The organism is Paracidovorax sp. (assembly GCF_057642795.1).
Genome location: NZ_JBXYZY010000049.1, coordinates 84,844 through 108,774 on the forward strand (window position 1 = coordinate 84,844; position 23,931 = coordinate 108,774).

The following is a 23,931-nucleotide window of genomic DNA, read 5'->3' on the forward strand; positions in this document are numbered from 1 at the left end:
TGGTCGTCAGGCCCTGAGCCGGCTGCTGGCGCCCACCAGCGCCAGACCTACGGCCGCCAGCGCCGCCGCCGCCCAGGCCACGCTGAGCAGGCCCAGGCCCTGGGCGATCACCAGCCCGCCCAGCCAGGCGCCGATGGCATTGCCCAGGTTGAAGGCCGAGATGTTGAGGCTGGAGGCCAGCGTGGCGCCCTGCGGGCCGGCCTGCTGCAGCACGCGCATCTGCATGGGCGCCACCGTGGCAAAGGCCGCCGTGCCCAGCACCACCAGATAGGCCATGGTCAGGGCCGCATGGGCAAAGGCCCAGCGGCCGGCCAGCAGCACCAGCAGCAGCGCGGCGATGGACAGCGCCAGCGCGCGCATCACGCCCCGGTCGGCGAGCTTGCCGCCCAGCAGGTTGCCGGCGGCGAGTCCGGCGCCGAAGAGCAGCAGCGTGAGGGCCACGGCGCCGCCCGCCATGTGGGTGACCTGGGTCAGCAGCGGCTCCACATAGGTGTAGAGGGCGAACACGCCGGCGAAGCCGAACACGGTGATGCCCAGGCCCAGCCAGACCTGGGGCAGCGCCAGCACGGCCAGCTCCTGCTGGAGCGCCGTGGCGGCGGGGCGGCCCGCGTCGCGCGGCACAAAGGCGGCGAGGATGGCGAGCGCCGCCACGCCCACCACGGCCACGGCGGCGAACGCCATGCGCCAACCGAAGTGCTGGCCGATCCACGCGCCCGCCGGCACGCCCAGCAGGGTGGCCAGGGTCAGCCCCGAGAACATCAGCGCGATGGCCGAGGCCTTCTTCTCGGCCGGCACCAGCCCGGTGGCGACCACCGCGCCCACGCCGAAGAAGGTGCCGTGCGTGAGCGCCGTCAGCACCCGCGCCGCCAGCAGCCAGCCATAGGTGGGGGCCACCACGGCGGCGGCGTTGCCGGCGATGAAGATCAGCATCAGCGCCAGCAGCAGGCGCTTGCGCGGCCACTGCCGGGTGAGCAGCGTGAGCACGGGCGCGCCCACGGCCACGCCGATGGCGTAGCCCGAGATCAGCGTGCCGGCCGTGGGAATGGAGATGCCCAGGTCCTGGCTGACCTGGGTCAGTAGGCCCATGATGATGAATTCGGTGGTGCCGATGCCGAAGGCGCCGGCAGCGAGTGCGAGAAGGGATAAAGGCATGGAAAGCAGGGCGAGCCGCGTCTGGAGAAAGCGGCATGTGCGGGAGTGGATGGCGATGGGCTGAACTGTGAAGCCTGCTGCCATCTTTGTGTAGGTGGAATAATGGAAATGGCTTTGTGCCACGCAGGCACAAATAAAGAGGCCTTTCTCCCTTTCGTTGCTGCGTCCCGACGACCCCATGCCTGCCGTTCCTTCTGCCCAACTGCCCGTGCCCGTGCCCGCACCTGCCCCCGTGCCCGTTGCCGGCGGCGGCCTGGCCGATGCGCATCGCTTGGGCGATCTGGAAACGCTGGCCCTGGTGGCCGAGCGCGGCAGCCTGTCGGCCGCGGCGCGGCACCTGGGCGTTTCGCCTTCGGCCGTCAGCAAGGCCATGTCGCGGCTGGAGGCGCGGCTGGGCGTGCAGCTGCTGCAGCGCAGCACCCGGCGCGTGCTGCTCACGCCCGAAGGCATGCAACTGAGCCAGGGCGCGAAGCGCCTCTTGACCGATCTCGCGGAGCTGGAGGCCGAGGTCGCCGCGCGCAGCGAGCCGCGCGGCACCGTGCGCATCAGCGCCAGCACATCGACCGGCACGGTGCTGCTGCTGCCCCTGGTGCCGCGGCTGCTGGAGGCGCTGCCGGGGCTGGGCCTGGACCTGCATTTCTCCGACCAGGTGGTGGATCTGGCGGAAGCCGGCATCGACATCGCCATCCGCTGGGGCGCCCTGCCGGCATCCGACGTGATCGCCCGTCTGCTGGGCCGCACGCGGCAGGTCGTCGTGGCCTCGCCTGCTTATCTGGCGCACTCCGGCGTTCCTGCACATCCGCAGGATCTGCAGCGCCATGTCCGGCTGGGCTGGAACTACCCGCGCGCCATCGCGCACTGGCCCTTCCTCGTCGAGGGCCGGCGGGTGGCGGTGGATGCCGGCCAGGTCATCCGCGTCAACGACGGCGACGTGATGCGCCAGCTGGCGCTGCAGGGCACGGGGCTGGCCCGGCTGTCGCTCTACCACGCCTGGGACGATCTGGTGCAGGGCCGCCTCGTGCCCGTGCTCGACGCCTTCGATTGCGGCGACCTGGAACCCATCCACGCCGTCTATGTGGGGCGGCCCGACCGGCTGCCCCCGCGTACCCGCGCGGTGCTGGATTTTCTGCAGGCGCATGTGGATCTGCGCTATGCCGAAGCGCGCTGGGCGCCGTCCGCGCATTGCGGGCCGGCAGGGTAGAGCGAGGGCTTGCGCCTGCCTCGCGCACAGCGCTTGCGCCGAGTCCTACAGGCTCTGCTGCGGCGGGACGACAATCCACCCTTGCGCGGATTTCTACGATCGCTCCTGGCTGCGCCGCTCTGCCTTTTGTAGCAGGTGGCGCTTATCCAAACGATCTCAGACTTCCAGGAACCTCATGAAATCCCTGCTCACGGCCTGCGCCGCCATCGCCGCGTCCAGCCTGCTGCTGACCGCCTGCGGCGGTGGCAACGACGATGACCCCACCCCCAGCGAACAGACCGGCGTTCTGACCGTCACCTCCGCCAGCGACTCCAGCCTGAACGGCATCTACGGAGACGGCAATGTCAACCTGACCGACGTGGACAAGAAGAACCCCATCGGCTCGTACCCCGAGGTATGCACCTTCCGCTTCGACGGCATCAACAAGGTCGGCAGCACCGGATCCGCCTCCGGCGACATCCGCTACCGCCCCGACGGCGTGACGGTTTATGAGGCCTGGCTGACCTTCCGGGGCAAGGAATTCGGCGCCAGCGACTGGTCCGACGTGGCCGTGGTGCGAGGCTCCGATCGCGTCCGGCTGTCCGGCAAGCGCCTGACGGCGTCCGACGGTGCTGCGGTCGTGGTCACGGGCCTGGTGCCGATGCGACCCAACCGGCCTGCAGGCTGCTGAGGCCCCGGGGCCTGCACCGGCATTCCGGGCGGCCCCGCGCCAACGCTCTCGTCGATTTCCTCGACCCCTCCCCTCCAGCGGGGCTTGTTCCCTGAGTTCCTCCCGCCGAGGCGCCCAGGGTTTTTTTTTCGGGCGCCTGCCGGCGTCTGCACACATTGCGCACAAAAGCTCGATAGTCGATCAAGGTTCGCTGCTCACACTCCGTTGAATATCTTTTCCGGAGTCCCTGTTTCATGACCCTCGACGCTGCCCAGCTCCTCGCGGACGAAGCCAAATATTGCTCGTTCGGCGACACCGTTCACTACGTGAACCCGCCCAAGATCTTCACGGGCTGCAACGGCAGCTACATGCTGGACGACAACGGCACGCCGTACCTCGACCTGCAGATGTGGTATTCGGCCGTGAACTTCGGCTACAAGAACGAGCGTCTGGAAAACGTGCTCAAGCAGCAGCTCGACACCCTGCCGCAAGTCGCCAGCCAGTACCTGCACCCCACCAAGATCGAGCTGGCCAAGACCATCGCCCAGGACGCCGAGAAGAAGTGGGGCCGCCCCGGCCGCGTGCATTTCAACGTGGGCGGCGCCCAGGCCATCGAAGACTCGCTCAAGGTCGTGCGCAATGCCAGCAACGGCAAGAGCCTGATGTTCGCCTTCGAGGGCGGCTACCACGGCCGCACGCTGGGCGCTTCCAGCATCACCTCCAGCTACCGCTACCGCCGCCGCTTCGGCCATTTCGGCGACCGCGCGCAGTTCCTGCCCTTCCCGTACCCCTTCCGCCGCCCCAAGGGCATGACGGCCGAGGAATACGGCGATTCGCTGGTGGCCGAGTTCGCCCGCAAGTTCGAGAACGAGTACCACGCCGTCTGGGACCCGAAGACACGCCAGTGCGAATACGCCGCCTTCTACATCGAGCCCATCCAGGGCACGGGCGGCTACGTGATCCCGCCGGCCAACTACTTCAAGGGCATCAAGAAGGTGCTCGACGAGCACGGCGTGCTGCTGGTCGTCGATGAGATCCAGATGGGCTTCTGGCGCACCGGCAAGCTCTGGTCCATCGAGAACTTCGGCGTGCAGCCCGACGTGCTGGTGTTCGCCAAGGCGCTGACCAACGGCCTGAACGCCCTCTCGGGCCTGTGGGCGCGCGAAGAGCTGATCAACCCGACGATCTTCCCGCCGGGCTCCACCCACTCCACCTTCGCCTCCAACCCGCTGGGCACGGCCCTGGGCCTGGAAGTGATGAAGATGACGCACGAGGTGGACTTCGGCAAGCAGGTCTGCGACAGCGGCGCGTACTTCCTCGAAGGCCTGAAGGACCTGCAGAAGCGCCACAAGGAAATCGGCGACGTCGATGGCCTGGGCCTGGCACTGCGCGCCGAGATCTGCACCGAAGACGGCTTCACGCCCAACCGCGCGCTGCTCGACAAGATGGTCGACATGGGCCTGGAAGGCTCGCTCGAATACAAGGGCCAGAAGCGCGGCCTGGTGCTCGACGTGGGCGGCTACTACAAGAACGTCATCACCTTCGCGCCGTCGCTGATGATCTCGCGCTCCGAGATCGACGAGGCCATGGTGCTGCTGGACCAGCTGCTGACCCGCGCGAAGAAGTGATCCGGCCCGCTGAGCAGCTTCGCCGCTCCTCCCTTCTCTCGCTTCGCGGGGAGGAGGGCGGCGCCAGCGCGGCGGGGCGGCCCTTGCGCGGCGTCCGCGCCTGCTGGCGGGGTTCGCGTTCGGGCGCTGAGGTTTCCTGATGCGCTGGCGCAACCGGCTGGAGCCCGAGTCGCTCGTGCAGCATGCGCTCGCCCATCCGCCGGAAGGCTTCGGCTGGCTGGGCGGCGTGCCTGCGCCCGTCTTCGAGGCACCGTTCGATCTGCTGACCACGGCGGATGACGCACTCAAGGCGCGCCTGGCCCGCCTGCCGCTCTACGCGCACTGGTCGCGCTGGCTGCGCGTGCGCACCGCCTTCGTGGGCACCACGGTGACGGAATACGCCCCGCTGCCGCAGGAGGCCCCGCCCGAGGCGCTGGCCGAGGCCGTGCGCACGGGCCCCGGGCGGCGGTACGCGCTCGCCATCGTCAAGGACATCCCGCAGGATTCGCCGCTGCTGAGCGAGGCCGACAACGCCTACGCCCGGCAGCTCGCCGAGGCCTGCGCCGCCCAGGGCTACGTGCTGGTCGAGGGCCAGGCGCTGGCCTACGTGCCCATCGACTTCGCCAGCGTGGACGAGTACCTCTCGCGCCTGTCGTCCAGCCGCCGCAGCAACCTGCGGCGCAAGCTGCGCAGCCGGGCGGAGCTGCACATCGCGCGCGTGCCCACCGGCGAGGCCTTCGCGCAGGACGACCGCGTGGACGCCTACTACGCGCTCTACGACGCCGTTCATGCCCAGAGCGAAGTACATTTCGACCGGCTGACGCGGAGCTTCTTCGCGGCGGTGCTGCGCGACGGCGCGAGCGGCGGCATCAGCTTCGAGTACCGGCATGCCGAAACCGGCGCATTGCTGGGCTGGAACCTCTGCTACGAGCACGGTGGCCGCCTGGTGGACAAGTACATCGGCCTGTCCTACCCGGCCGCGCGCGAGGTCAATCTTTACTTTGTGAGCTGGATGGTCAATCTCGAATACGCGATCGAACGGGGCCTGACGCACTACATCGCCGGCTGGACCGACCCCGAGGTCAAGCGCAGCCTGGGCGCTCGCTTCACCTGGACGCGCCACGCCGTGCATGTGCGCAACCCGGTGCTGCGCGCGCTCGCGCGCCGCTTCGCCGGCCATTTCGAGAGCGACAGCCGCTGGCAGGACGAGGCCATGGGGGGCGCCAGGCCATGAGGGCGACCGCTGCCGCTGACACGAGGACGCAGGCCCTCGCCCCCGTGGTGCTGGACCTGGACGCATCCGTGGGTCCGCTGCCGGGCGAAGTGCGCCTGCGGCTGTTGGATGCCTGGCAGGAGCGGCTGCGCTTCGGCTGCACCACCTGGACCATGAAGGCGTTCCGCACCGAGCTCGCTGCCCGCATGCCAGCTTTCGATAGCCACGGCACCGTCTTCGTGGGCAGCGGCGACTTCCATCATCTGAGCTGGCCGCTGATCGAGCGCTGTATCGCCGCGCGCGCCTTTTCCGCCGCCCGCCCGCTGCATGTGCTGGTGCTCGACAACCACCCTGACAACATGCGCTTTCCCTTCGGCGTGCACTGCGGCTCGTGGGTGCGGCGCGTGGCGCTGCTGCCGCAGGTGGCCCATGTGAACGTGGTGGGCATCACCTCGGGCGACATCGGCGCCAGCCATGCCTGGGAGAACTACCTCGGCCCGCTGCGCGCCGGCCGGCTCACCTACTGGAGCACCGGCGTGGACACCAGCTGGGCCCGCTGGCTGGGCGTGGGCGAGCGCTTCCGCTCCTTCCCCGACGTGGATGCGCTGGTCGAGGCGGTGATGAGCATGCTGAGCCGCCAGAGCCTGCCCACCTATCTCAGCATCGACAAGGACGTGTTCTCGCCCCGCGTGGTGCGCACCAACTGGGACCAGGGCTCGCTGGAGGCGCGCCACGTGGCGGCCGTGCTCACAGGGTTGCGCGGCCATCTGGTGGGCAGCGACGTGACCGGTGACGTCTCCACCTACCGCTATGCCGCGGCCTGGAAACGCTGGCTGAGCGCGGGCGACGGGCAGGACACCGGCGCCCAGCGGGCCGAAATGCCCGCCTGGCAAGCCGCGCAGGCCGCGTTCAACGTCTGGCTGCTGGACATGCTGGAGATGGACAGCTGACCTCGCTGTCGCTGCGGCCATGAAGTCGCGTGGCTGTGTTTACGGGCCCGGCCGCACCGCCTGCCGTAGCAACGTGCAGATCCGGTCGAAGCCGGCGTCGTCCAGCCAGGGGCTGTTGCTGATGGCCAGGACGCGGGCGGCGAAGTCCCGCGCCTGCGGCCAACTGCCGTTTGCCTGACGGGCGATGTGCCGCGCATAGCGCGGGTAGTCCGGCAACGCATGCACGAAGGGCAGGCTCACGCCCAGGCCCTGGCCCCACAGCGCGGCGATGGCGGTTTCGCGTTGGGAGGCCTTGGGCAGCAGCACCAGCAGGGCCGGCCAAGTGCCCTGCGCGCCCGGCACGGCAGCGCTGTCTTCGATCACCTGCAGTTCCGGCACGCGCTCGCGCAGCCGTGCGATGCGCTGCTGCGCCCGCGCACGGCCGTCGTCCAGCCAGGCGTGCAGGCGGGCCAGGGCGCGCACGCCCACGGCGCGGCGCCAGCGTCCCACGCGGTGCAGCGGGATGGCATCGTCGAAATCGTCGCCCGCTGCCGCGACGCGGTCGCCCTGCGCCAGTGCCCGGCGCAGCGGCAGCCCGTAGGCCAGCGGCAGGCCGGCCGGGCGGTAGAGCGCGGCATAGCCCAGCAGCTCCGCGCTGCGGCGCAGCTCCCAGCCCCAGCGCCAGGGCGCCACGCTGCGGGCCGCCTGCGCGCAGGCCTCGCGCAGTCCGGCATCGGCCACCACCAACGCGCCGCCTTCGAAGATCGTCAGGCCCTTGCCCACGGCCATGCTGAAGAACACCATGTCGCTGCCCGTGGTGCCGATGCAGGCGCCGCCCGCCTCGCGCGCGCCCAGGGCCTGGGCGGCGTCCTCGATCACGCGGGCGCCTGCCGCATGGGCGATGGCGCGCACCGGCGCCACATCGCTCACGCGGCCCGCCAGGTGCGTGGGCAGCACGGCCAGCGTGCGCGGGCCGCAGAGCGCGGTGAGTGCGTCGGGGCACAGGTCCAGGCTGGAGGGTTGAAGGTCGCACAGGTGCAGCCGCAGGCCGCAATGCGCGGCGGCCAGGGCGACCAGCGGGCAGGTGTAGGCCGGGGCGATGAGTTCGTCGCGAGCGGCATCGCGCGTGCGCAGGGCGGTGAGGGCCACCACCAGCGCGGCGGTGCCTGAGCATTCCACCTGCACGGCCGGCACCTTCAGGAAGCGCGCCAGCGCACCGCCGAGATCGGCATCGCCGCCAGGCAGCAGGTCGCGCCAGCCCATCGGCAGGCCGGCGGTGGGCGGCGCCTCAGGCACCATGGGGCGCGGGGGCTGTGGCCGGGGGCGCCTGCTCATCGGCCTCGCTGCGGGCCAGGCAGGCGATGCCCGCGGCGATCAGCGCGGCGCCCAACAGCTGCGGCCAGCCGATGGGTTCGTTGAACAGGAGCGCCGAGAGCGCCAGCACGGAGACGACTTCGAGGTGCGAGGCCGCGAAGGCCGGGCCGATGGGCGCGTGCTCGAGCAGCGTCATCCAGGTGAAGAAGGCGCCCACGTAGCCCACGAAGGCGCCGTAGATCCACGGCTGGCCGAAGACACGCAGCAGCCAGGCACTGGAGAATTCCAGCGGCAGTGCATGCTCGCCCGCGACCTTGAAGCTGATCTGCGCGAGCGTGTCGAACGCGACCAGGATGAGGAAGCCGATGGCATAGAAGCGTTTCATGGCATCACCCCTTGAGCCCGACGATGGCCACGCCCGCCGACACCAGCAGGATGCCCGCCACCCGCAGGGGCGAGAGCTTTTCGCGGAAGAGGAAACGCCCGGCGACCATCACGGCCACGATGTTGATCGAGCCCAGCAGCACGCCGTCCGAGAGCGGCACCAGCGAGAGAAAGGCCAGCCAGACGAGGAACTCGGCCACGTAGCAGCCGATGCCGATCCAGAGCCAGGGCCGGCGCGCCATCCAGATCCAGCGGGCCAGGCCCGTGCCCGCGCGCGGGTCGGCCGTGGCGGCGGCCTTGAAGGCCAGCTGACCGCCCGTGTCCACCAGCATGTTGAGCAGCCAGAGCAGGGCCACCAGCGGCGTGATGCCGCTGCCTTCCGATGGCGTCATGGCGCGGAGCCTTCCTGGCTGGGATGCGGGTGCTTTGGCTGCGCTTGTGCGATCGATTCGGCGAAGGCCAGCGTGCGGGCCAGCACCGTGCGGCGGTCGCGGTCGATGGTGATCATGTGATAGCTGTCGTCCAGCAGCACCAGTTCCACCGGGGCGTGGCGCACGCCGCGCACGATGTCCTGGGCGTTGCCGGCGGCGGCGATGTCGTCGTGGCGGGCGTGCATCACCAGGCAGGGCGCGCGCACCTTGCCCAGATTGCGCCGCACGTAGGCCGAGAGGGCGCGCAGCTCGATCACCGACCACCAGGGGTTGCCCGGCAGGCCCGCCGCGGCGCTGTCGCCCGAGTGCATCTGCGACACCACGCGCTCGCGCAGGGCTTCGTCCTTGATGCCGTAGGGCGGCGCTTCCATGAAGACGCTGCGGCGGCCTAGCCCCAAGGCGCGAAAGAGCGGCAGCAGGAAAGCCAGGCGCGTGTAGCCCGGAATGCTCCATCCGTCATAGCGGAAGGTGGTGGAAAGCGCCACCACGCCGGCCACCTGCCGGGGCCGCTCGATGGCCAGGGCCAGCGCCAGCAGAGCGCCCATCGACAGCCCGCAGGTGACGACCGGCTGGCCGGTGTGCTGCATGAGCCGGTCAGCGCCGCGTCGGGCGCTCGCCACCCAGTCCTGCCAGCGCGAGGCGACCAGATCGTCCTGCGTGCCGCAATGGCCGGCCAGTTGCACGGCCAGCACGGTGAAGCCCGCGCGGTTCAGGCCCTTGGCCAGCAGCCGCATCTCGTTGGGCGTGCCGGTGAGGCCGTGGATCAGCAGCACGCCGGTCGAGGCCAGCGGGCCGTGGCCTTCGAGCAGGTATTCGTGTTCGGTGCCCGTACCGGTACGGGCTGCGGCCGATGCGTGGCCGGCCGGGGACGTGTCATCCATGTCGCGCAGGGTCGCGGCGGCTGCGTTCATGCCATCTCCAGCTGGCGCGGGGCCAGCGCGTCGAGCTGGTGCAGCATCTCCAGCGTGTCGGAGAAGTCGCCGAACGGTGCATGGGCGATGCCGTTGCTTTCGCAGTGGGCAATGAGCTTGTACTTGGCGAAGACGAAGTCGGCCCGGCCCGAGACGCAGAAGTCCGAGGTGCTGTCGCCCACGAAGAGCACGCGACCGTGCAGCGCCCGCTGCTCGGCCAGGCGCTCGCACTTGCAGTTGCCGCTGGCACGCGCGCAGCGGCCGCTGGCCCAGGGCGATTCCAGGCGCCACTGGCGCGGGCCGGCCTGCACCAGGCGGTTGGCGATCACGGGCAGCCGGCCCAGGCCATTGCGCGCCAGCACGGCCTGGATGGCGTAGTCGATGCCGTCGCTCACCACCTGCACGGGCATGCCCAGGGCCTCGGCCTCGCGCACGAAGGCGGCGAAATGCGGATCGACCGCGATGGTCTCCAGGTGCGCGTCGAGTTCGGCGCGGTCCATGTCCAGCAGCGCGACCTGGCCCTTCATGCACTCGCGCGAACCGATCTCGCCGCGCTCCCAGGCGTCTTCGAGCGCCTGCCAGCCGGGCTGGCCGAAGCGCTGCAGCAGGGAGTCGGTCACGTCGGCCGTGCTGATGGTGCCGTCGAAGTCGCACTGGACCATCCAGCCGGCAGGGGTGTCGCCGTGCAGCTCGGCAGCGGCGGACGCCACGGGGATCACGCGGCGCTGGGAGTCATGGGGGGCGAAGGAGGAAACGGTTTGCATGGGGCAATCCTGCGATGGGGGCTGTGGGTTCAGCGGTGAAAGGCGACGCGCACGGTCTGGCCGGGGCGTGCATCGACGGGTGGGGTATCGAATTCCAGAATGCATTCGACGACCCGTACGGGGCCGCGCTGGGATTCGTCCTGCAGCCGCGCGGCGCCGAGCACCGGGCTCATGCGGACCACGCGGGCGGGCGGCAGGGTGACTGGCGCCGCGTCGCCGTCGGTCGTCACGGTGGCCGGCATGCCGGTCTTGACCGCGGTGACATAGCTTTCGTTGACTTCGGCACGCACCTGCAGCGGCCGGTGGGGCAGCAGCGTGATGGCCGGATGCCCGCTGGAGCCCATCAGGCGCTGGCCGGCCTGCGTGTTCACGCGCACGACGATGCCGTCATCGGGCGCGCGCAGCTCCAGCCGGCCCTGCTGGCTGCGCAGCAACGCCAGCCGCTGGCGGGCCACGTCGATCTCGGCGCGGGCGATGGCGACATCGGATTCGGCCGTGCGCACCGCCTGGGCGGCCTCTTCGGCGCGCTGGGGTTCGGCAGCGCCGGCAGCGCTGGCTTCGGCCAGGCGCGCGGCGGTGCGGCGCAGCGCGGGCAGCTGCTGGGCGCGGGCATTGGTGCGCGCTTCGGCGAGTTGCAGTTCGGCCTGCGCGACGTTGACCTCGCCTTGCGAGGCGGTGGGCGAGAGGCGCAGCAGCACCTGGCCGCGCTTGACGTGCTGGCCTTCCTGCACGGTGACCGATTCGACCAGCCCTTCCTGCAGCGGTGCCAGCTCGACCAGGCCGCCCTTCACTTCGATACGGCCCCGCGCCACGGCCACGTTCGCGGATGCGGCGCTCGCCGTGCCGGCAGAGCCGTTGCCGTTGCTGCCGTTGAGGGAGGCCGCGGCGGCGCCTGGTGACGGCGTGCGGTCGTTGCACGCGGCGAGCGCTAGCAGCACGGCGGCCAGGGCGGCCGTGGCGGTGGCGGTGCGCAGCGGCGCGGTCCGGAGGGAGCGGGTGAGGCGGTTCATGCGGCAGGGGCTTCGGGCTTGGCGTCCGGCTGGCGCCAGTCGCTGCGGATGGCACCGTCTTCCATGCCGAGCACGCGGTCGGCATGCCGGACGAGGCGCGGGTCATGGCTCACGCACAGCACGGTGGTGCCGTGCGCGTGGGCGATGCGATGGAGGATGTCGATCACGCGCTGGCCGCTGTCGGCGTCCAGCGCGCTGGTGGGTTCGTCTGCAAAGAGCAGCTGCGGCGATTTGGCGATGGCGCGGGCGATGGCCACGCGCTGCTTCTCACCGCCCGACAGCTGCGCCGGGCGCATGTGGGCTCGCGGCGTGAGACCGACCTCGTCCAGCGCATCCTGAGCGCGCTGCAGGCTTTCGCGGGCGTTCAGGCCCAGGTAGCCCAGCGGCAGCTGCACCTGTTCGAGCGACGTGAGCGCGGGAAACAGGTTGAAGCCCTGGAAGACGAAGCCCGTGTGGTGCAGGCGGAAGCGCTCCAGCGCCCGCGCGTCCAGCGAGGCGAGGTCGTTGCCGAGCGCGCGGATCGTGCCGGAGTCAGGCTTTTGCAGCGCCGACAGCAGCGACAGCAGCGTGCTCTTGCCGCAGCCCGAGGGGCCCGAGATGAGGGTGAGCTCGCCCGCGTGGATCGACAGGTTCATCTGGCGCAGCACCTGGACCTGCACCACGCCGGACACGAAGGACTTGTGCAGGTCGATGGCCTGCAGACTGGGCGTGCCGCGCTGCACGCGGCTGGCGGCGCCGAGGGAGGGGCGGGGGGTGAAGGGCGTCATCGCAGCAGCAGGGCAGGGTCGGCGGCCATGAGGCCGCGCATGGCGAACAGGCCCGAGAGCAGGGTCACGGCGCCGACCAGCAGGGCGCAGGCGGCGGCGGTGAGCGGCGTCATGGCCACCGGCACGCCGTAGGTGTTGGCCAGCACCAGCAGCGCGGCGCTGGCCGCGCCCCCCAGCAGCAGGCCCAGCCCGCCGATCCAGCAGGCCTGTTCGACCACCAGGCGCCCCAGCGCGCGGCGGCTCACGCCCAGGGCGTTGAGCACGGCGTATTCGCGAGCGGAGCCGGCCACCACGCCCATCAGCGACTGGCTGGTGACCACTGTGCCCACCAGGCAGACGATGCCGACCATGAAGAGCACGGCCACGCCGGCACCGGTGTCGAACAGCCAGTAGAGCTGCGAGCGGCGGGCGAAGTCCTTTGCCGTCCAGACCTCGAATGGACCGAAGCCGGGCGCGCCCGCTGCGAGGCGCGCCTGCACCTGGCTCGCCTGCTCGGCGGTCTGTGTGCGGGCGACGACGTAGGTGGGGCCGGCGGAGGCTTCGCTGCCTGCAATCTCGCGGGCCGAGTCGACGGAGGTGATCACGTTCACGCCGCCCAGGCCGCGCAGGCCATCGACGGCGGCCACCACATGTACGGGGTGGGCGTTGATCCATGCCGCGCCGCCGACGCTGGTGTCCAGCGTGGAGAGGTCTTCGCGGTCCACGATCACCGCGCCCGGGTCGCGCAGTGCGGCACGCTGCCAGGGCGCCAGCAGGCGCGAGAACAGCATGCCGTCGGCCGCCGTGCGGATGCCGGACACATAGACCGACACGCCGCCGCCGCTGCCTTGGCTGCTGCGCCAGTCGCCGTCCACCCAGAGGTAGGGCTCGGTGGCCGTCACGGCCGGGTCCATGGCCAGGCGCAGGTTCACGTCCTGACCGATAGCACGGCCGAAATTCACGCTCTGCGTGCCGGGGTAGCCCGCCCAGAGGTCGGCGCCCGAGGCGCGCACATAGACGGCGGCGCTGCCGAAAATACCCAGCACCAGCGCGGCCTGCACGGACAGCAGCACGCAGGAGAAGCCCACGGCGAAGACGGCGGGCACGAAGCGGCGCCATTCGTGGATCAGGGTCTTGCGGGCCAGCGCGATCATGAGGGCTCCGGCCGGGTGCCGGGCTGCCGCGCGGGCGTCTGCGTTGTCTGCGCCGCGGCGGCATCGCCCTCGGCCGGCAGCGGCGCGCCGCCCAGGGCCTTGTAGAGCGCCACGAAGGCGAGCGCGCGCGCGTCGTTGGCAGTGGCCTGCTCGGCTTCGGCCTGCAGCAGGGCGCGCCGCGCGGCCAGGCCGTCGTATTCGCTGGACAGGCCCAGCCGGGTGCGCGTGCCGGCCGCGTCGTTGCGCTGCTGCCAGGTGCGGGTGACCGTGGCCAGCGCGTCTGCGCGGGCCTGCTGCGCGGCCAGCGCGGCCAGCGCGCCCTCGGCCTCGGCCACGGCGGCGCGCAGGGCGCGCTCCTGGCCGAGCATCGCGGCCTGCAGCGCCTCCTGCTGCGCATCGACCTGCATCCGCCGGCGGCCCCAGTCGAAGATCGGCACGTCGATCACCGGGCCGATGGCGGGCATGTCGTCGCTGGTGGTGCGGCGGTTCTGGGTGATGTTGTAGGAGTAGAGCAGCGAGCCCGCGATGGAGATGCGCGGGTACAGCTCGGAGCGGGCCAGGCCCAGGGCAGCTCCAGCCTTGCGCACGGCGGCCTCGGCGGCCTGCACGTCGGGGCGGGTGCGTACCAGGTCGGCGGGCAGGGCCTGGAAAGCGAAGGGCGCAAGGGCCACGGCGTCGGGCGCCGAGGGGGCGAACCATGCCGGATCGGGCGCCGGCCGGCCCAGCAGCACGGCCAGGGCCTGGGCGGCACGAGCGCGGGCTTCTTCGGCTGCGGCGCGGGCAGCCAGGCTGTGGGCCGACTGGGCGCGGGCCTGAGCGATCTCGTCGGCCGTGCCCGTCTGGGTGCGCTGGCGCACGTCGGCCAGGGCGATCGCCCGGTCGTCGATGCGGGCCGTCGCGTCCAGCAGCCGCAGCTGGCGGCGGGCGGCCTGCAGGTCAAGGTAGTTGCGCACCACGTCGGCCACCACGGCCACGCGCACGCCCTGCGCGTCCGCCTGGGAGGCATCGGCCTCGGCGCGCGCGGCGGAGCGGACGCTTTCGCCGGCGCCGAATAGGCCCAGTTCCCAGATCATGTCGATGCTGGCGTGGAAGTAGGTGTCGGTGGCGGTGATGTCCTGCAGGGTGCGCGCGCCCGCGCTGAACGAGGGGCGGAACTGCACCGCAGCGCGGCCGGCCTGCAGGCGGGCTTCGCGCAGGCGGTGGCCGGCGATGGCGAGGTCCACGTTGCGCATGAGCGCCTCGTCCACCAGTGCATCGAGCGCCGGGTCGTGGAAGTGCTTCCACCAGGCCCGCAGATCGGGCGCTGCCGGCCCCTGGGGCACGGGGGCGGTCCAGGTGGGCGCCACCACCTGCTTGTCAGCCTGCGGAACGTCGGGGCCGGGCGCGGCGCAGCCTGACAGCAGGGCGAGCGCCATCGCTCTTGCGCCGAAGCGGCCGCAGGCGGCGGAAAACGAAGGAATGGAACGCACGAATGGGCAGGCTGCTTTGATGAGAGCCTGCATTGGACCGCCCCAAGCTTGCGCGGCGATGCATGGAGTATGGAGGGTTCGTGGAGATGCCGCGGGAAAGTGTCCCGGCGGCTGCCGGGCCGGCCGGGCCTGTGGATAATCCGGCCCGCACCCCCCTTCCGCCTATGCAACAGCCCTCTCCAACGCCGGCCACGGCCCCTCTCATCCTCGTGGTGGAGGACGAGCCGGGCATCGCCAGCATTCTCACCGCCTACCTGCAGCGCGACGGCCTGCGTGCCCAGCATGCGGCCGACGGCCTGGAGGCCCTGCGGCTGTTCCGCCAGATCCGGCCCGACATGGTGCTGCTGGACATCCACCTGCCCGGCATGGACGGGCTGGACCTGCTGCGCGAGATCCGCACGGATGGCCAGACGCCTGTCATCATGGTGACGGCTGTGGCCGACGACGTGGACAAGCTGCTGGGCCTGCGCATGGGCGCGGACGACTACGTGGTCAAGCCTTTCAGCCCGCCTGAGGTGGTGGCCCGCGTGCGCGCCGTGCTGCGGCGGGCGCAGTCTCAGCCGGCGGCGCCCAGCCGCACCGGCGGGTCCATCCGCGTGGGCCGCATCGAGATCGACCAGGAAGCGCATGCCGCGTTCGTGCACGGCGAGGGGGGCCAGACCGTGGCGCTGCCCCTCACGCTCACCGAATTCCGGCTGCTGGCCTGCCTGGCAGCCCAGCCGCGAAGGTGCTTCTCGCGCAGCCACCTGATCGAGCACTGCCTACCCGAAAGCGATGCGCTCGACCGGGTGATCGACTCGCACCTCTCCAAGTTGCGCCGCAAGCTGCAGCAGGCCGGGCAGGGCGAGCTGATCGAAACCGTGCGCGGCATCGGCTACCGCTTCTGGCCCGGCGGTGGCCCGGGGCTGACGGGCGGCGGGGCGTGATGCAGCACGGCCCGCTTCTGCAGCGGATCTGGGTCCGCTTCGGCCTGAGCATCGCCGCCACCGTGGTGGCCACCATGGCTCTGCTGACGGGCAGCGTGATGCTGTTCTCTGAACTCCAGTACCGCGATTTCTACAACAGCCTGCCCACCGAGATACAGCACGAGCTGGACGACCTGCGCGACCGCGACGAGGACGACGGGCCGAGGGCCATGGAGATCTACGGCCAGTATTGGCGCGGCGATTTTTTCTGGGGCGAGAAATGGTCGCTCGCCATCGGGCTGGTGATCTGCCTGCCGGTGGGGCTGGTCGTGGGTTTCTGGGTCTCGCGCATCGTCACCCAGCCGCTGGCGTCGATGGCCGAGGTGGCGTCGCACGTGGCTGGTGGCGACTTCAGCGTGCGGGCCCAGCCCGGTCGCATGCACGACGAGATGGCTTCGACCGTGCGCCGCTTCAACCAGATGATCGACTCGCTCGAGCGCATGGCCAAGGAGCGCCGCGCCACCGCTGCCTCCATCTCGCACGAGCTGCGCACCCCACTGGCCGTGCTGCGTGCACGGCTGCATGCCATCTGCGACGGTGTGATCGAAGCCGATGCGGCCGAGTCGCGCTCGCTGCTCGATCAGGTGGAATACCTGGGGCGGCTGGTGGGCGACCTGCACACGTTGTCGATGGCCGAGGCCGGCCAGCTGACGCTGGAGACCGGCCCCGTCGATCTGGCCGAGCTGGTGCGCGATGCCCTGGCTGTCCATGCCCAGCGCATCGCCGACCACGGCCTCGCGCTGGAACTGCGCCTGCCTGCGGCGGGCAGTCCGGCCTGGGTGGTGGTGGACCCCGACCGGTTCCGCCAGATCCTCTTCAACCTGGTGGAGAACGTCCTGAGCCATGCGGCTTCGGGCGGCTGGCTGGGAGTGGAGGTCTCCGTCGGCGAGGGCAAGGCCACGCTGCGCGTGAACGATGCCGGCCCGGGCCTGCCCGCGCACATGCTCGAACGCCCGTTCGAACGCTTCCCGCACCCTGCTGGCCGGGGGGGCGACGGCTCCGGGCTGGGCCTTTCCATCGTGCGTGCGCTGGCCGAACGCCAGCAGGGCACCGTTCGGGTCGAGGGACGGCCCGAAGGCGGCACCAGCTTCGTGGTGGACCTGCCGCTGACCAAGGCGGCCTGAGATCGGTGCCCGGCGGCCGGCGCGATGGGACAATGGCGTCCCATGACCGCAGCCGCCCCTCTTTCCACCCCCGACACCCTCACCATTACCCGGCCCGACGACTGGCACCTGCACGTGCGCGACGGCGAGCCTCTGCACACCGTGGTGCCGCACACCGCCGCCCAGTTCGGGCGCGCGATCATCATGCCCAATCTGCGTCCGCCGGTGACCACTGCCGCCCAGGCCGTCGCCTACCGCGACCGTATCCTGGCCGCAGTGCCCGCCGGCGTGCAATTCGAGCCGCTGATGACGCTCTACCTCACCGACAACCTGCCGCCCGAGGAAATCGCCCGCGCGAAGGCCGCCGGCGTCGTCGCCGCCAAGCTCTACCCGGCCGGCGCCACCACCAACAGCGATGCCGGCGTGACCGACATCCGCAAGACCTACAAGACCCTCGAAGCCATGCAGAAGGCCGGCTTGCTGCTGCTGGTGCATGGAGAAGTGACTTCCAGCGACATCGACCTCTTCGACCGCGAGGCTGTGTTCATTGAGCAGCAGCTCATTCCGCTGCGCCGGGACTTCCCCGAGCTGAAGATCGTCTTCGAGCACATCACCACGAAGGATGCGGCGCAGTACGTGCGCGAGGCAGGCCCGTTCACCGCCGCCACCATCACCGCCCATCACCTGCTCTACAACCGCAACGCCATCTTCACGGGCGGCGTGCGCCCGCACTACTACTGCCTGCCGGTGCTCAAGCGCGAGACGCACCGTGTGGCGCTGGTCGAGGCCGCCACCAGCGGCAGCGACCGCTTCTTCCTGGGCACCGACAGCGCGCCGCACCCGGCCCACCTGAAGGAGCACGCCAGCGGCTGCGCCGGCTGCTACACCGCCCACGCTGCCATCGAGATGTATGCCGAGGCCTTCGACAACGCTGGCGCGCTCGGCCAGCTCGAAGGCTTCGCCAGCTTCCATGGCCCGGCCTTCTACGGCCTGCCGCGCAACGAAGGCACCATCACCCTGCGCCGCGAATCGTGGACGCCGCCGGACAGCTTCGCCTTCGGTGAGGCCGAGCTCAAACCCCTGCGCGCGGGCGAGGAGCTGCCCTGGCGCGTGGTCTCCGCCTGACGGAGGTGGCGGCTCCCGCCTGGGCTGCCGCGGCGCCCATCGACTGGTCCCGCCCCTGGCTGCAGCCGCTGGCAGCCGTGGGCCGCACCGTGGCGGCCCGTGCCGATGCGGGCTCCGTCGTGGCCGAGGCCCTGAATGCCCAGGGCGCCCCGGCCCAGGGCCCCTGCGCCGTGCCCCGCTTCGTCGGCCAGCAGGCGCTGCCCAAGGGCGAGGCCTACGAGCGCTTCATCCACGCCACCGGCACCGTGCCCACGCGCGATAACCGGCACGACTTCTTCAACGGCCTGGTCTGGCTGCACTACCCGCGCACCAAGCGCCTGCTCAACCAGTGGCAGGCGCGCGCCATCGCGCAGCAGGGCGTGGGCGCGGTGCGCGGGCCGCTGCGCGATGCCGCCACTCTCTTCGACGAGAACGGCGCCGTGCTGTTCGCCCCGGCCGCGCTCTGCGACGCGCTGCGCGAGCGCGCCTGGCTGCGCCTCTTCGTGGAGCTGCGCCCGCTCTGGGCGCAGACCACGCTGCTGCTCTTTGGCCATGCGCTGATGGAGCAGTTGCTTCAGCCCCGGAAATCGATCACGGCCCATGTCTACTGCGCGGATGTTGCTATTGATTCCGTAGCGGATGCCGATGCCTGGCTGGCGCGCACGCTTGATGAACAGGCCTTCGCAGCCAAGCCGTTCAATCCCCTGCAAGTCCTGGGAGTGCCCGGCTGGTGGGCCGAAAACGAGGACGTTTGCTTCTATGATGACCCTCTTGTTTTCCGCAGCAGGCGGCCCGTACGGCCGCCAGAGCCATCGGCTTGAGCCTGCTGCACGGGGAGTGGCTTGAACGCCGGTGCGCCACCCCCATTTCCCGGACTGAAAGGCAGCGGGCCATTCCGCCGCCTGACCCACGCATCCCTTCGCGGAGAACCTTCGATGAAACGTATCGCACTTTTTCTGCTCACCAACATTGCCGTCGTGGTGGTGCTGGGCATCGTCGCCAGTCTGCTGGGCGTCAATCGCTTCCTCACGGCCAACGGCCTGAACCTCGGGGCGCTGCTCGGCTTCGCCTTCATCATGGGCTTCGGCGGCGCGATCATCTCGCTGCTCATGAGCAAGCCCATCGCCAAGTGGAGCGCGGGCGTCACCCTCATCGACGGCACCGGGTCGCCCGATGAGCGCTGGATCGTCGAGACCGTGCGCAAGTTCGCCGATCGCGCCGGCATCGGCATGCCCGAAGTCGGCATCTTCGAGGGCGAGCCCAACGCCTTCGCCACCGGCGCCTTCAAGAACAGCGCCCTGGTGGCGGTGTCCACTGGCCTGCTGCAAGGCATGACCCGCGACGAGGTCGAAGCCGTCATCGGCCACGAAGTGGCCCACGTCGCGAACGGCGACATGGTGACCATGGCGCTGATCCAGGGTGTGATGAACACCTTCGTGGTGTTCCTCTCGCGCGTGATCGGCTACGCGGTGGACAGCTTCCTGCGCAAGAACGACGAGAACAACTCCGGCCCCGGCATCGGCTACTACGTGACCACCATCGTGCTGGACATCCTGCTGGGCTTCCTCGCCTCGATGATCGTGGCCTGGTTCAGCCGCCAGCGCGAATTCCGCGCCGATGCGGGTTCCGCCCAACTCATGGGCCACAAGCAGCCCATGATCAACGCCCTGGCCCGCCTGGGCGGCGCCACCCCGAACGAACTGCCCAAGAGCATGGCTGCCATGGGCATCACGGGCAGCATCGGCAAGTTGTTCAGCACCCACCCGCCGATCGAAGAGCGTATTGCCGCGCTGCAGGCCCGCTGAACCGGCGCTTGGCCTCCAGGAACCCCGCCATCGCAAGATGGGCGGGGTTTTTTCATGAAGCCTTGCCAGCGGGCCCGGCGCGGCCCATGCGTTCGGCCAGCGCCGTGTTGTCCCGGCCCGCCGCCCCGTGAGCGGCGCCGGCACGGTCGCGGGCGTCCTTGTTCTGGCTGAGCTTGCGCTTGCCCACCAGCGAACTCACGGTGATCTCGATGCCCACGATGTGCTGCAGCAGTCCGTCGATGAAGCCGGGCTCGGAGTCCGACATCTTCCAGGGTCGTGGCTCTGCAGCCTCGTGCTCGCGCGTGAGGCGGCCCACCAGGCCGCGCAGAAAGCGCTCGTCGTCGCGCACCGTGAGCGACCCGTGTGCATGGACCACCTCGTAGTTCCAGGTGGGCACCTGGCGGTGGGCCTCGTGCTTGCTGGGATACCAGTTGGGCGAGATATAACCCTCGGCGCCCCGGAACACGACCATCACCGCGGTGCCCGCGCTGCGCCGCCATACCGGATTGGCCCGCGCCACGTGTGCCGTGAGCGTGCCGTGGGGGCCGCCGGCGGGGTCGAAAGCGAAGGGAATGTGGTCCGCGTCGAGCCCGTCTGTCCCGTGGGTGACCAGCATGCCCAGGGGGTGTGCGTGGATGATGCGGGCCAGTTCATCGGCCCGTGGTTCGGCGAAGTGTTCAGGGAGGTACATCGTATGCGCCGTTGCGAGCGGCAGGACGTGAGGCCCCGCCACTGTCGCCCGAAGCCGGCCGCAAGGCAAGCCGCAGCGCGGCGCCCGCAGATCGCAACGAATCATCAGGTCACAGGAGACTCGTCCCATGCAAGCCACCCAACCCGCCGCCGCACTGTCGGGCGACATCGACTTTCCGCTGCAGGGCGTGCGCGTGCTCGACCTCTCGCGCGTGTTCGCCGGGCCGCTGTGCGGCCAGGTGCTGGCCGACTTCGGCGCCGAGGTGGTCAAGGTGGAGCACCCCGGCCGCGGCGACGACACGCGCGACTGGGGCCTGCGCATCGGACAGACCGAGACCACCTACTACAACAGCATGAACCGCAACAAGCGCTCGGTCACGCTGGACCTGCAGAGCCCCGAGGGCGCGAAGATCGTGCACGAACTGCTGCCGCAGTTCGACGTGGTGATCCACAACTTCAAGACCGGCGGCGCCGAGAAGCTGGGCCTGGGCTACGAGCAGCTCAAGGCCCTGAAGCCCGATCTCATCTACTGCGCGGTGGCCGGCTACGACACCAGCGGCCCCGAGGCGAAGCGGCCCGGCTACGACCTGGTGATCCAGGGCGAGGCGGGGCTGATGGCCATCAACGGCGAGGCCGGCCAGCCGCCGCTGAAGTTCGGCGTGGCCGTGGTGGACCTGATGACCGGCATGTACGCCGCGCAGGCCGTGCTGGCGGCGCTCTTCCAGCGCGAACGCACGGGCCGCGGCCGGCTGATCGAGATGGCGCTCTACGACTGCGGCCTGATGATCTCGGGCTACTACGGCCTGGACGCCATGCAGCTGGGCCGCGACCCGCAGCGCTACGGCAACGCGCACCCGTCCATCGTGCCCTACGGCATGTTCGATGCGGCCGACGGCCCACTCATCATCGCCGTGGGCAACAACGCGCAGTTCGACAAGTTCTGCCGCCAGGTGATCGAGCGGCCCGACATCGTGCAGGACCCGCGCTTCGCCACCAACGTCGAGCGCGCGAAGAACCGCCTGGAGCTGGCGCCGATGCTGACGGAGCTGATCCGCAGCTTCCCGCGCGACCTGCTGCTGGAACGCATGGCGGCCTGCGGCATTCCTTGCGGCAAGGTGGCCGGCCTGCACGAGGCACTGACCAGCGAGCGCACTCGCCGTGGCGGCCTGCTGCAGGACATGCCGCACCCCGTGGTGGGCACCACCCCGGTGTTCGCTCCGCCCTACCGCATCGACGGCCAGCGCCTTCCCATCCGCTGCGCGCCGCCCACGCTGGGCGAAGGCACGCGCGAGGTGCTGCAGCGCCTGCTGCAGCTGAGCGATGCGCAGCTGCACGACCTGCAGCAGCGCGGCGTGCTGACCCTGCCCGATTGATCGTTCGATGAACCTACCGCCCCCTGGAGGACCTTCACCATGACTGCAGAAATTCGCCCCCCAGCCCCCGCCGCCGAAACCAACGCGCCTGCCGCCGCAGAGGCCGGCAGCGTGCGCCAGCAGGTCTCGCCCGAAGAATGGCAGGCCCGCGTCGATCTGGCCGCCGCCTACCGGCTGGTGGCCCACTTCGGCTGGGACGATCTGATCTTCACGCACATCTCGGCGCGCGTGCCCGGCGAGCCGGACCGCTTCCTCATCAACCCCTACGGCATGCTGTTCGACGAGATCACGGCTTCCAGCCTGGTGAAGGTGGACCACCATGGCGAGCCGGTGATGCCCACCGACTACGACGTGAATCCGGCGGGCTTCCTGATCCACAGTGCCATCCACGAGGCGCGCCCCGAGTTGCAGTGCGTGCTGCACACCCACACGGCCTACGGCGTGGCCGTGTCGGCGCAGGAAGGAGGGCTGCTGCCGATCTCGCAGCAGTCCATCTTCCCGCTGGCGCGGCTGGCCTACCACGGCTATGAAGGCGTGGCGCTGAACGACGAAGAGCGCCCGCGCCTGGTGGCCGATCTGGGCCAGAGCAACATCATGATCCTGCGCAACCACGGCCTGCTGACTTGCGGGCGCAGCGTGCCCGAGGCGCTCCTCGCCATGTACACGCTGGAGTCGGCCTGCCGCATCCAGATCCTGGCGCAGGCCGGCGGCGGCGCGCTCACGCGCATTCCGGGCGAGATCATCGCCACGTCGGTGGAGCAGTCGCGCCAGGTCACCAAGGGCAAGGGTGCCGGCCTGGCATGGCCCGGGCTGCTGCGCCGGCTCGACCGCATCGACCCCGGCTACAAGAACTGAAATGCCCGGGCTGCCGCGCCGCACCGTGGACCACCACCACCTCACACCGGAGACAACACGCGCTATGGCCTTGCACCCCACCCGCCGTCACCTTCTGCAGGCCGGCTCGGCCCTGGCCGCCGGCGCCGCGCTGGCCGGCACGGCTCGTGCGCAGGGCGACTGGCCCGTCCGTCCCCTCCGCATCGTCGTGCCCTACACAGCCGGCGGCTTCACCGACCAGATGGCGCGGCTGCTGCAGGTGGGCCTGCAGCAGCGCCTGGGCCAGCCGGTCATCGTGGACAACAAGCCCGGCGCCAACAGCATCATCGGTGTCGATGCGGTGGCCAAGGCCGTGCCCGACGGCTATACCTTCGGCGTGTTCATTGCCGCCTATGCGGCCAACACCACGCTCTACCCCAAGCTGCCCTACGACCCGAAGAAGGATCTGACGGGTGTCTCGCTCATGGGTGTGTCGCCGCTGGTGGCGGCCGTGGCCATGAACGCGCCCTTCAAGACCCTGGCCGAGCTGGTGGCCTATGGCCGAGCCCATCCGGGCAAGATCAGCTATGCCTCTTCGGGCACGGGTTCGGCCGCGCACCTCACGTCGGAGCTGATGCGCAGCGTCACCGGCGTGGACATGGTGCATGTGCCTTACAAGGGTGCCGCGCCCGCTCTGGCCGACCTGCTGGGCGGCCAGGTGCCGCTCTTCCTCGATCCGCCGCCCAACCTGATCCAGCCGGCCCGGGCCGGCAAGATCCGCCTGATCGGCGTGGCCAGCGACAAGCGCCTGCCAGCGTTGCCTGATGTCCCGACCTTCGCCGAGCAGGGGTACCCTGGCTTGCTGGGCAGCACCTGGGCCGCCATGCTGGCGCCTGCCGCCACCCCGGCGGCCATCGTGCAGCGCATGTCGGCAGAGGTTGCGCACATCATCCGCAGCCCTGAAGTCTCGCGCCGCCTGGAGCAAGCCATGGGCACGTTTGCCGAAGGCTCGACCCCCCAGGAGTGCAATGCCTTCATCGCAGCGGAGACTGCCAAGTGGGCGCAGGTGATCCGCTCGGCCGGTGTAGTGCTGGACTGACGCCGTGAGCCCCTGCGGCCGCCCGGGGGGGCTTCCAGGGGGCGC

Annotated in this window: 24 protein-coding genes; 13 read left to right on the plus strand and 11 right to left on the minus strand. The window is 70.5% G+C overall.

The genetic code is table 11. From position 1 onward, the window contains the following. Positions 1-6: 6 nt before the first annotated feature. Entirely contained in the window at positions 7-1,152 is a 1,146-nt protein-coding gene (locus tag AC3A84_RS18935; RefSeq protein WP_487971573.1) for an MFS transporter, read from the minus strand. A gap of 178 nt (positions 1,153-1,330) precedes the next feature. On the opposite strand from AC3A84_RS18935, the gene AC3A84_RS18940 reads away from it, so the two are divergent. The 5 genes from AC3A84_RS18940 to AC3A84_RS18960 all read left to right on the plus strand — a co-directional run bounded on the left by AC3A84_RS18940 (position 1,331) and on the right by AC3A84_RS18960 (position 6,772). Continuing rightward, a complete protein-coding gene (locus tag AC3A84_RS18940; protein ID WP_487971574.1) occupies positions 1,331-2,353 on the plus strand; it encodes a LysR family transcriptional regulator in 1,023 nt (340 codons plus the stop codon). A gap of 175 nt (positions 2,354-2,528) precedes the next feature. Continuing rightward, on the plus strand, positions 2,529-3,023 hold the full coding sequence (locus AC3A84_RS18945) for a hypothetical protein (protein ID WP_487971575.1): 495 nt from the start codon (positions 2,529-2,531) through the stop codon (positions 3,021-3,023). A 233-nt stretch (positions 3,024-3,256) separates the two neighbouring features. Further along, positions 3,257-4,630: an aspartate aminotransferase family protein gene (locus tag AC3A84_RS18950; protein WP_487971577.1), complete on the plus strand. Its 1,374-nt coding sequence runs from the start codon at positions 3,257-3,259 to the stop codon at positions 4,628-4,630. A 139-nt stretch (positions 4,631-4,769) separates the two neighbouring features. Next, positions 4,770-5,843 carry a GNAT family N-acetyltransferase gene (locus AC3A84_RS18955; protein WP_487971578.1) on the plus strand — a complete coding sequence of 358 codons (1,074 nt, stop codon included), beginning with the start codon at positions 4,770-4,772 and terminating at the stop codon, positions 5,841-5,843. Next, positions 5,840-6,772, plus strand: a complete 933-nt coding sequence (locus AC3A84_RS18960; protein ID WP_487971579.1) for an arginase family protein — start codon at positions 5,840-5,842, stop codon at positions 6,770-6,772. The genes AC3A84_RS18955 and AC3A84_RS18960 overlap by 4 nt, the downstream gene beginning before the upstream one ends. A gap of 39 nt (positions 6,773-6,811) precedes the next feature. Here the strand turns inward: AC3A84_RS18960 and AC3A84_RS18965 are convergent, their stop codons facing one another. The 9 genes from AC3A84_RS18965 to AC3A84_RS19005 all read right to left on the minus strand — a co-directional run bounded on the left by AC3A84_RS18965 (position 6,812) and on the right by AC3A84_RS19005 (position 14,934). Continuing rightward, positions 6,812-8,050 (minus strand): DegT/DnrJ/EryC1/StrS family aminotransferase, encoded by a 1,239-nt coding sequence (locus tag AC3A84_RS18965; RefSeq protein ID WP_487971580.1) that lies wholly within the window; start codon positions 8,048-8,050, stop codon positions 6,812-6,814. Beyond that, positions 8,040-8,450: an EamA family transporter gene (locus AC3A84_RS18970; protein ID WP_487971581.1), complete on the minus strand. Its 411-nt coding sequence runs from the start codon at positions 8,448-8,450 to the stop codon at positions 8,040-8,042. The genes AC3A84_RS18965 and AC3A84_RS18970 overlap by 11 nt, the downstream gene beginning before the upstream one ends. Positions 8,451-8,454: 4 nt before the next feature. Further along, on the minus strand, positions 8,455-8,841 hold the full coding sequence (locus tag AC3A84_RS18975) for a DMT family transporter (RefSeq protein WP_487971582.1): 387 nt from the start codon (positions 8,839-8,841) through the stop codon (positions 8,455-8,457). Next, complete coding sequence (locus AC3A84_RS18980) at positions 8,838-9,761, minus strand: alpha/beta hydrolase (protein ID WP_487971745.1); 924 nt, start codon at positions 9,759-9,761, stop codon at positions 8,838-8,840. Before AC3A84_RS18980 ends, AC3A84_RS18975 begins: the two co-directional genes overlap by 4 nt. A 26-nt stretch (positions 9,762-9,787) precedes the next feature. Continuing rightward, positions 9,788-10,453, minus strand: coding sequence for an MtnX-like HAD-IB family phosphatase (locus tag AC3A84_RS18985; RefSeq protein ID WP_487971746.1), 666 nt, complete (start codon positions 10,451-10,453; stop codon positions 9,788-9,790). Positions 10,454-10,584: 131 nt separating this feature from the next. After that, on the minus strand, positions 10,585-11,565 hold the full coding sequence (locus AC3A84_RS18990) for an efflux RND transporter periplasmic adaptor subunit (RefSeq protein WP_487971584.1): 981 nt from the start codon (positions 11,563-11,565) through the stop codon (positions 10,585-10,587). Continuing rightward, positions 11,562-12,332: an ABC transporter ATP-binding protein gene (locus tag AC3A84_RS18995; protein ID WP_487971586.1), complete on the minus strand. Its 771-nt coding sequence runs from the start codon at positions 12,330-12,332 to the stop codon at positions 11,562-11,564. Before AC3A84_RS18995 ends, AC3A84_RS18990 begins: the two co-directional genes overlap by 4 nt. Next, the gene (locus tag AC3A84_RS19000; protein WP_487971587.1) at positions 12,329-13,465 is read right to left on the minus strand and encodes an FtsX-like permease family protein; all 1,137 of its coding nucleotides are present in this window, start codon (positions 13,463-13,465) and stop codon (positions 12,329-12,331) included. The genes AC3A84_RS18995 and AC3A84_RS19000 overlap by 4 nt, the downstream gene beginning before the upstream one ends. Further along, complete coding sequence (locus AC3A84_RS19005; protein WP_487971588.1) at positions 13,462-14,934, minus strand: TolC family protein; 1,473 nt, start codon at positions 14,932-14,934, stop codon at positions 13,462-13,464. The genes AC3A84_RS19000 and AC3A84_RS19005 overlap by 4 nt, the downstream gene beginning before the upstream one ends. Before the next feature lie 164 nt (positions 14,935-15,098). On the opposite strand from AC3A84_RS19005, the gene AC3A84_RS19010 reads away from it, so the two are divergent. The 5 genes from AC3A84_RS19010 (at position 15,099) to htpX (ending at position 19,911) form a co-directional block, all read left to right on the plus strand. After that, positions 15,099-15,860, plus strand: a complete 762-nt coding sequence (locus tag AC3A84_RS19010; RefSeq protein ID WP_487971589.1) for a response regulator — start codon at positions 15,099-15,101, stop codon at positions 15,858-15,860. After that, the gene (locus AC3A84_RS19015) at positions 15,860-17,023 is read left to right on the plus strand and encodes a sensor histidine kinase (protein WP_487971590.1); all 1,164 of its coding nucleotides are present in this window, start codon (positions 15,860-15,862) and stop codon (positions 17,021-17,023) included. Before AC3A84_RS19010 ends, AC3A84_RS19015 begins: the two co-directional genes overlap by 1 nt. Before the next feature lie 42 nt (positions 17,024-17,065). Next, complete coding sequence (gene pyrC / locus AC3A84_RS19020) at positions 17,066-18,127, plus strand: dihydroorotase (protein WP_487971591.1); 1,062 nt, start codon at positions 17,066-17,068, stop codon at positions 18,125-18,127. A 5-nt stretch (positions 18,128-18,132) separates the two neighbouring features. After that, complete coding sequence (locus tag AC3A84_RS19025; RefSeq protein WP_487971592.1) at positions 18,133-18,927, plus strand: DUF3025 domain-containing protein; 795 nt, start codon at positions 18,133-18,135, stop codon at positions 18,925-18,927. Between the two features lie 114 nt (positions 18,928-19,041). Then, complete coding sequence (htpX, locus tag AC3A84_RS19030) at positions 19,042-19,911, plus strand: protease HtpX (protein WP_487971594.1); 870 nt, start codon at positions 19,042-19,044, stop codon at positions 19,909-19,911. Positions 19,912-19,963: 52 nt separating this feature from the next. On the opposite strand, the gene AC3A84_RS19035 is transcribed toward htpX, so the two are convergent. Then, complete coding sequence (locus AC3A84_RS19035; protein WP_487971595.1) at positions 19,964-20,602, minus strand: FMN-binding negative transcriptional regulator; 639 nt, start codon at positions 20,600-20,602, stop codon at positions 19,964-19,966. A gap of 127 nt (positions 20,603-20,729) precedes the next feature. Here AC3A84_RS19035 and AC3A84_RS19040 point away from each other — a divergent pair, with 127 nt between their 5' ends. The 3 genes from AC3A84_RS19040 (at position 20,730) to AC3A84_RS19050 (ending at position 23,886) form a co-directional block, all read left to right on the plus strand. Next, positions 20,730-21,974 carry a CaiB/BaiF CoA transferase family protein gene (locus AC3A84_RS19040; protein WP_487971596.1) on the plus strand — a complete coding sequence of 415 codons (1,245 nt, stop codon included), beginning with the start codon at positions 20,730-20,732 and terminating at the stop codon, positions 21,972-21,974. Positions 21,975-22,013: 39 nt separating this feature from the next. Then, on the plus strand, positions 22,014-22,829 hold the full coding sequence (locus AC3A84_RS19045) for a class II aldolase/adducin family protein (protein WP_487971598.1): 816 nt from the start codon (positions 22,014-22,016) through the stop codon (positions 22,827-22,829). Between the two features lie 64 nt (positions 22,830-22,893). Further along, positions 22,894-23,886, plus strand: coding sequence for a tripartite tricarboxylate transporter substrate binding protein (locus AC3A84_RS19050; RefSeq protein ID WP_487971599.1), 993 nt, complete (start codon positions 22,894-22,896; stop codon positions 23,884-23,886). Positions 23,887-23,931 lie beyond the last annotated feature (45 nt).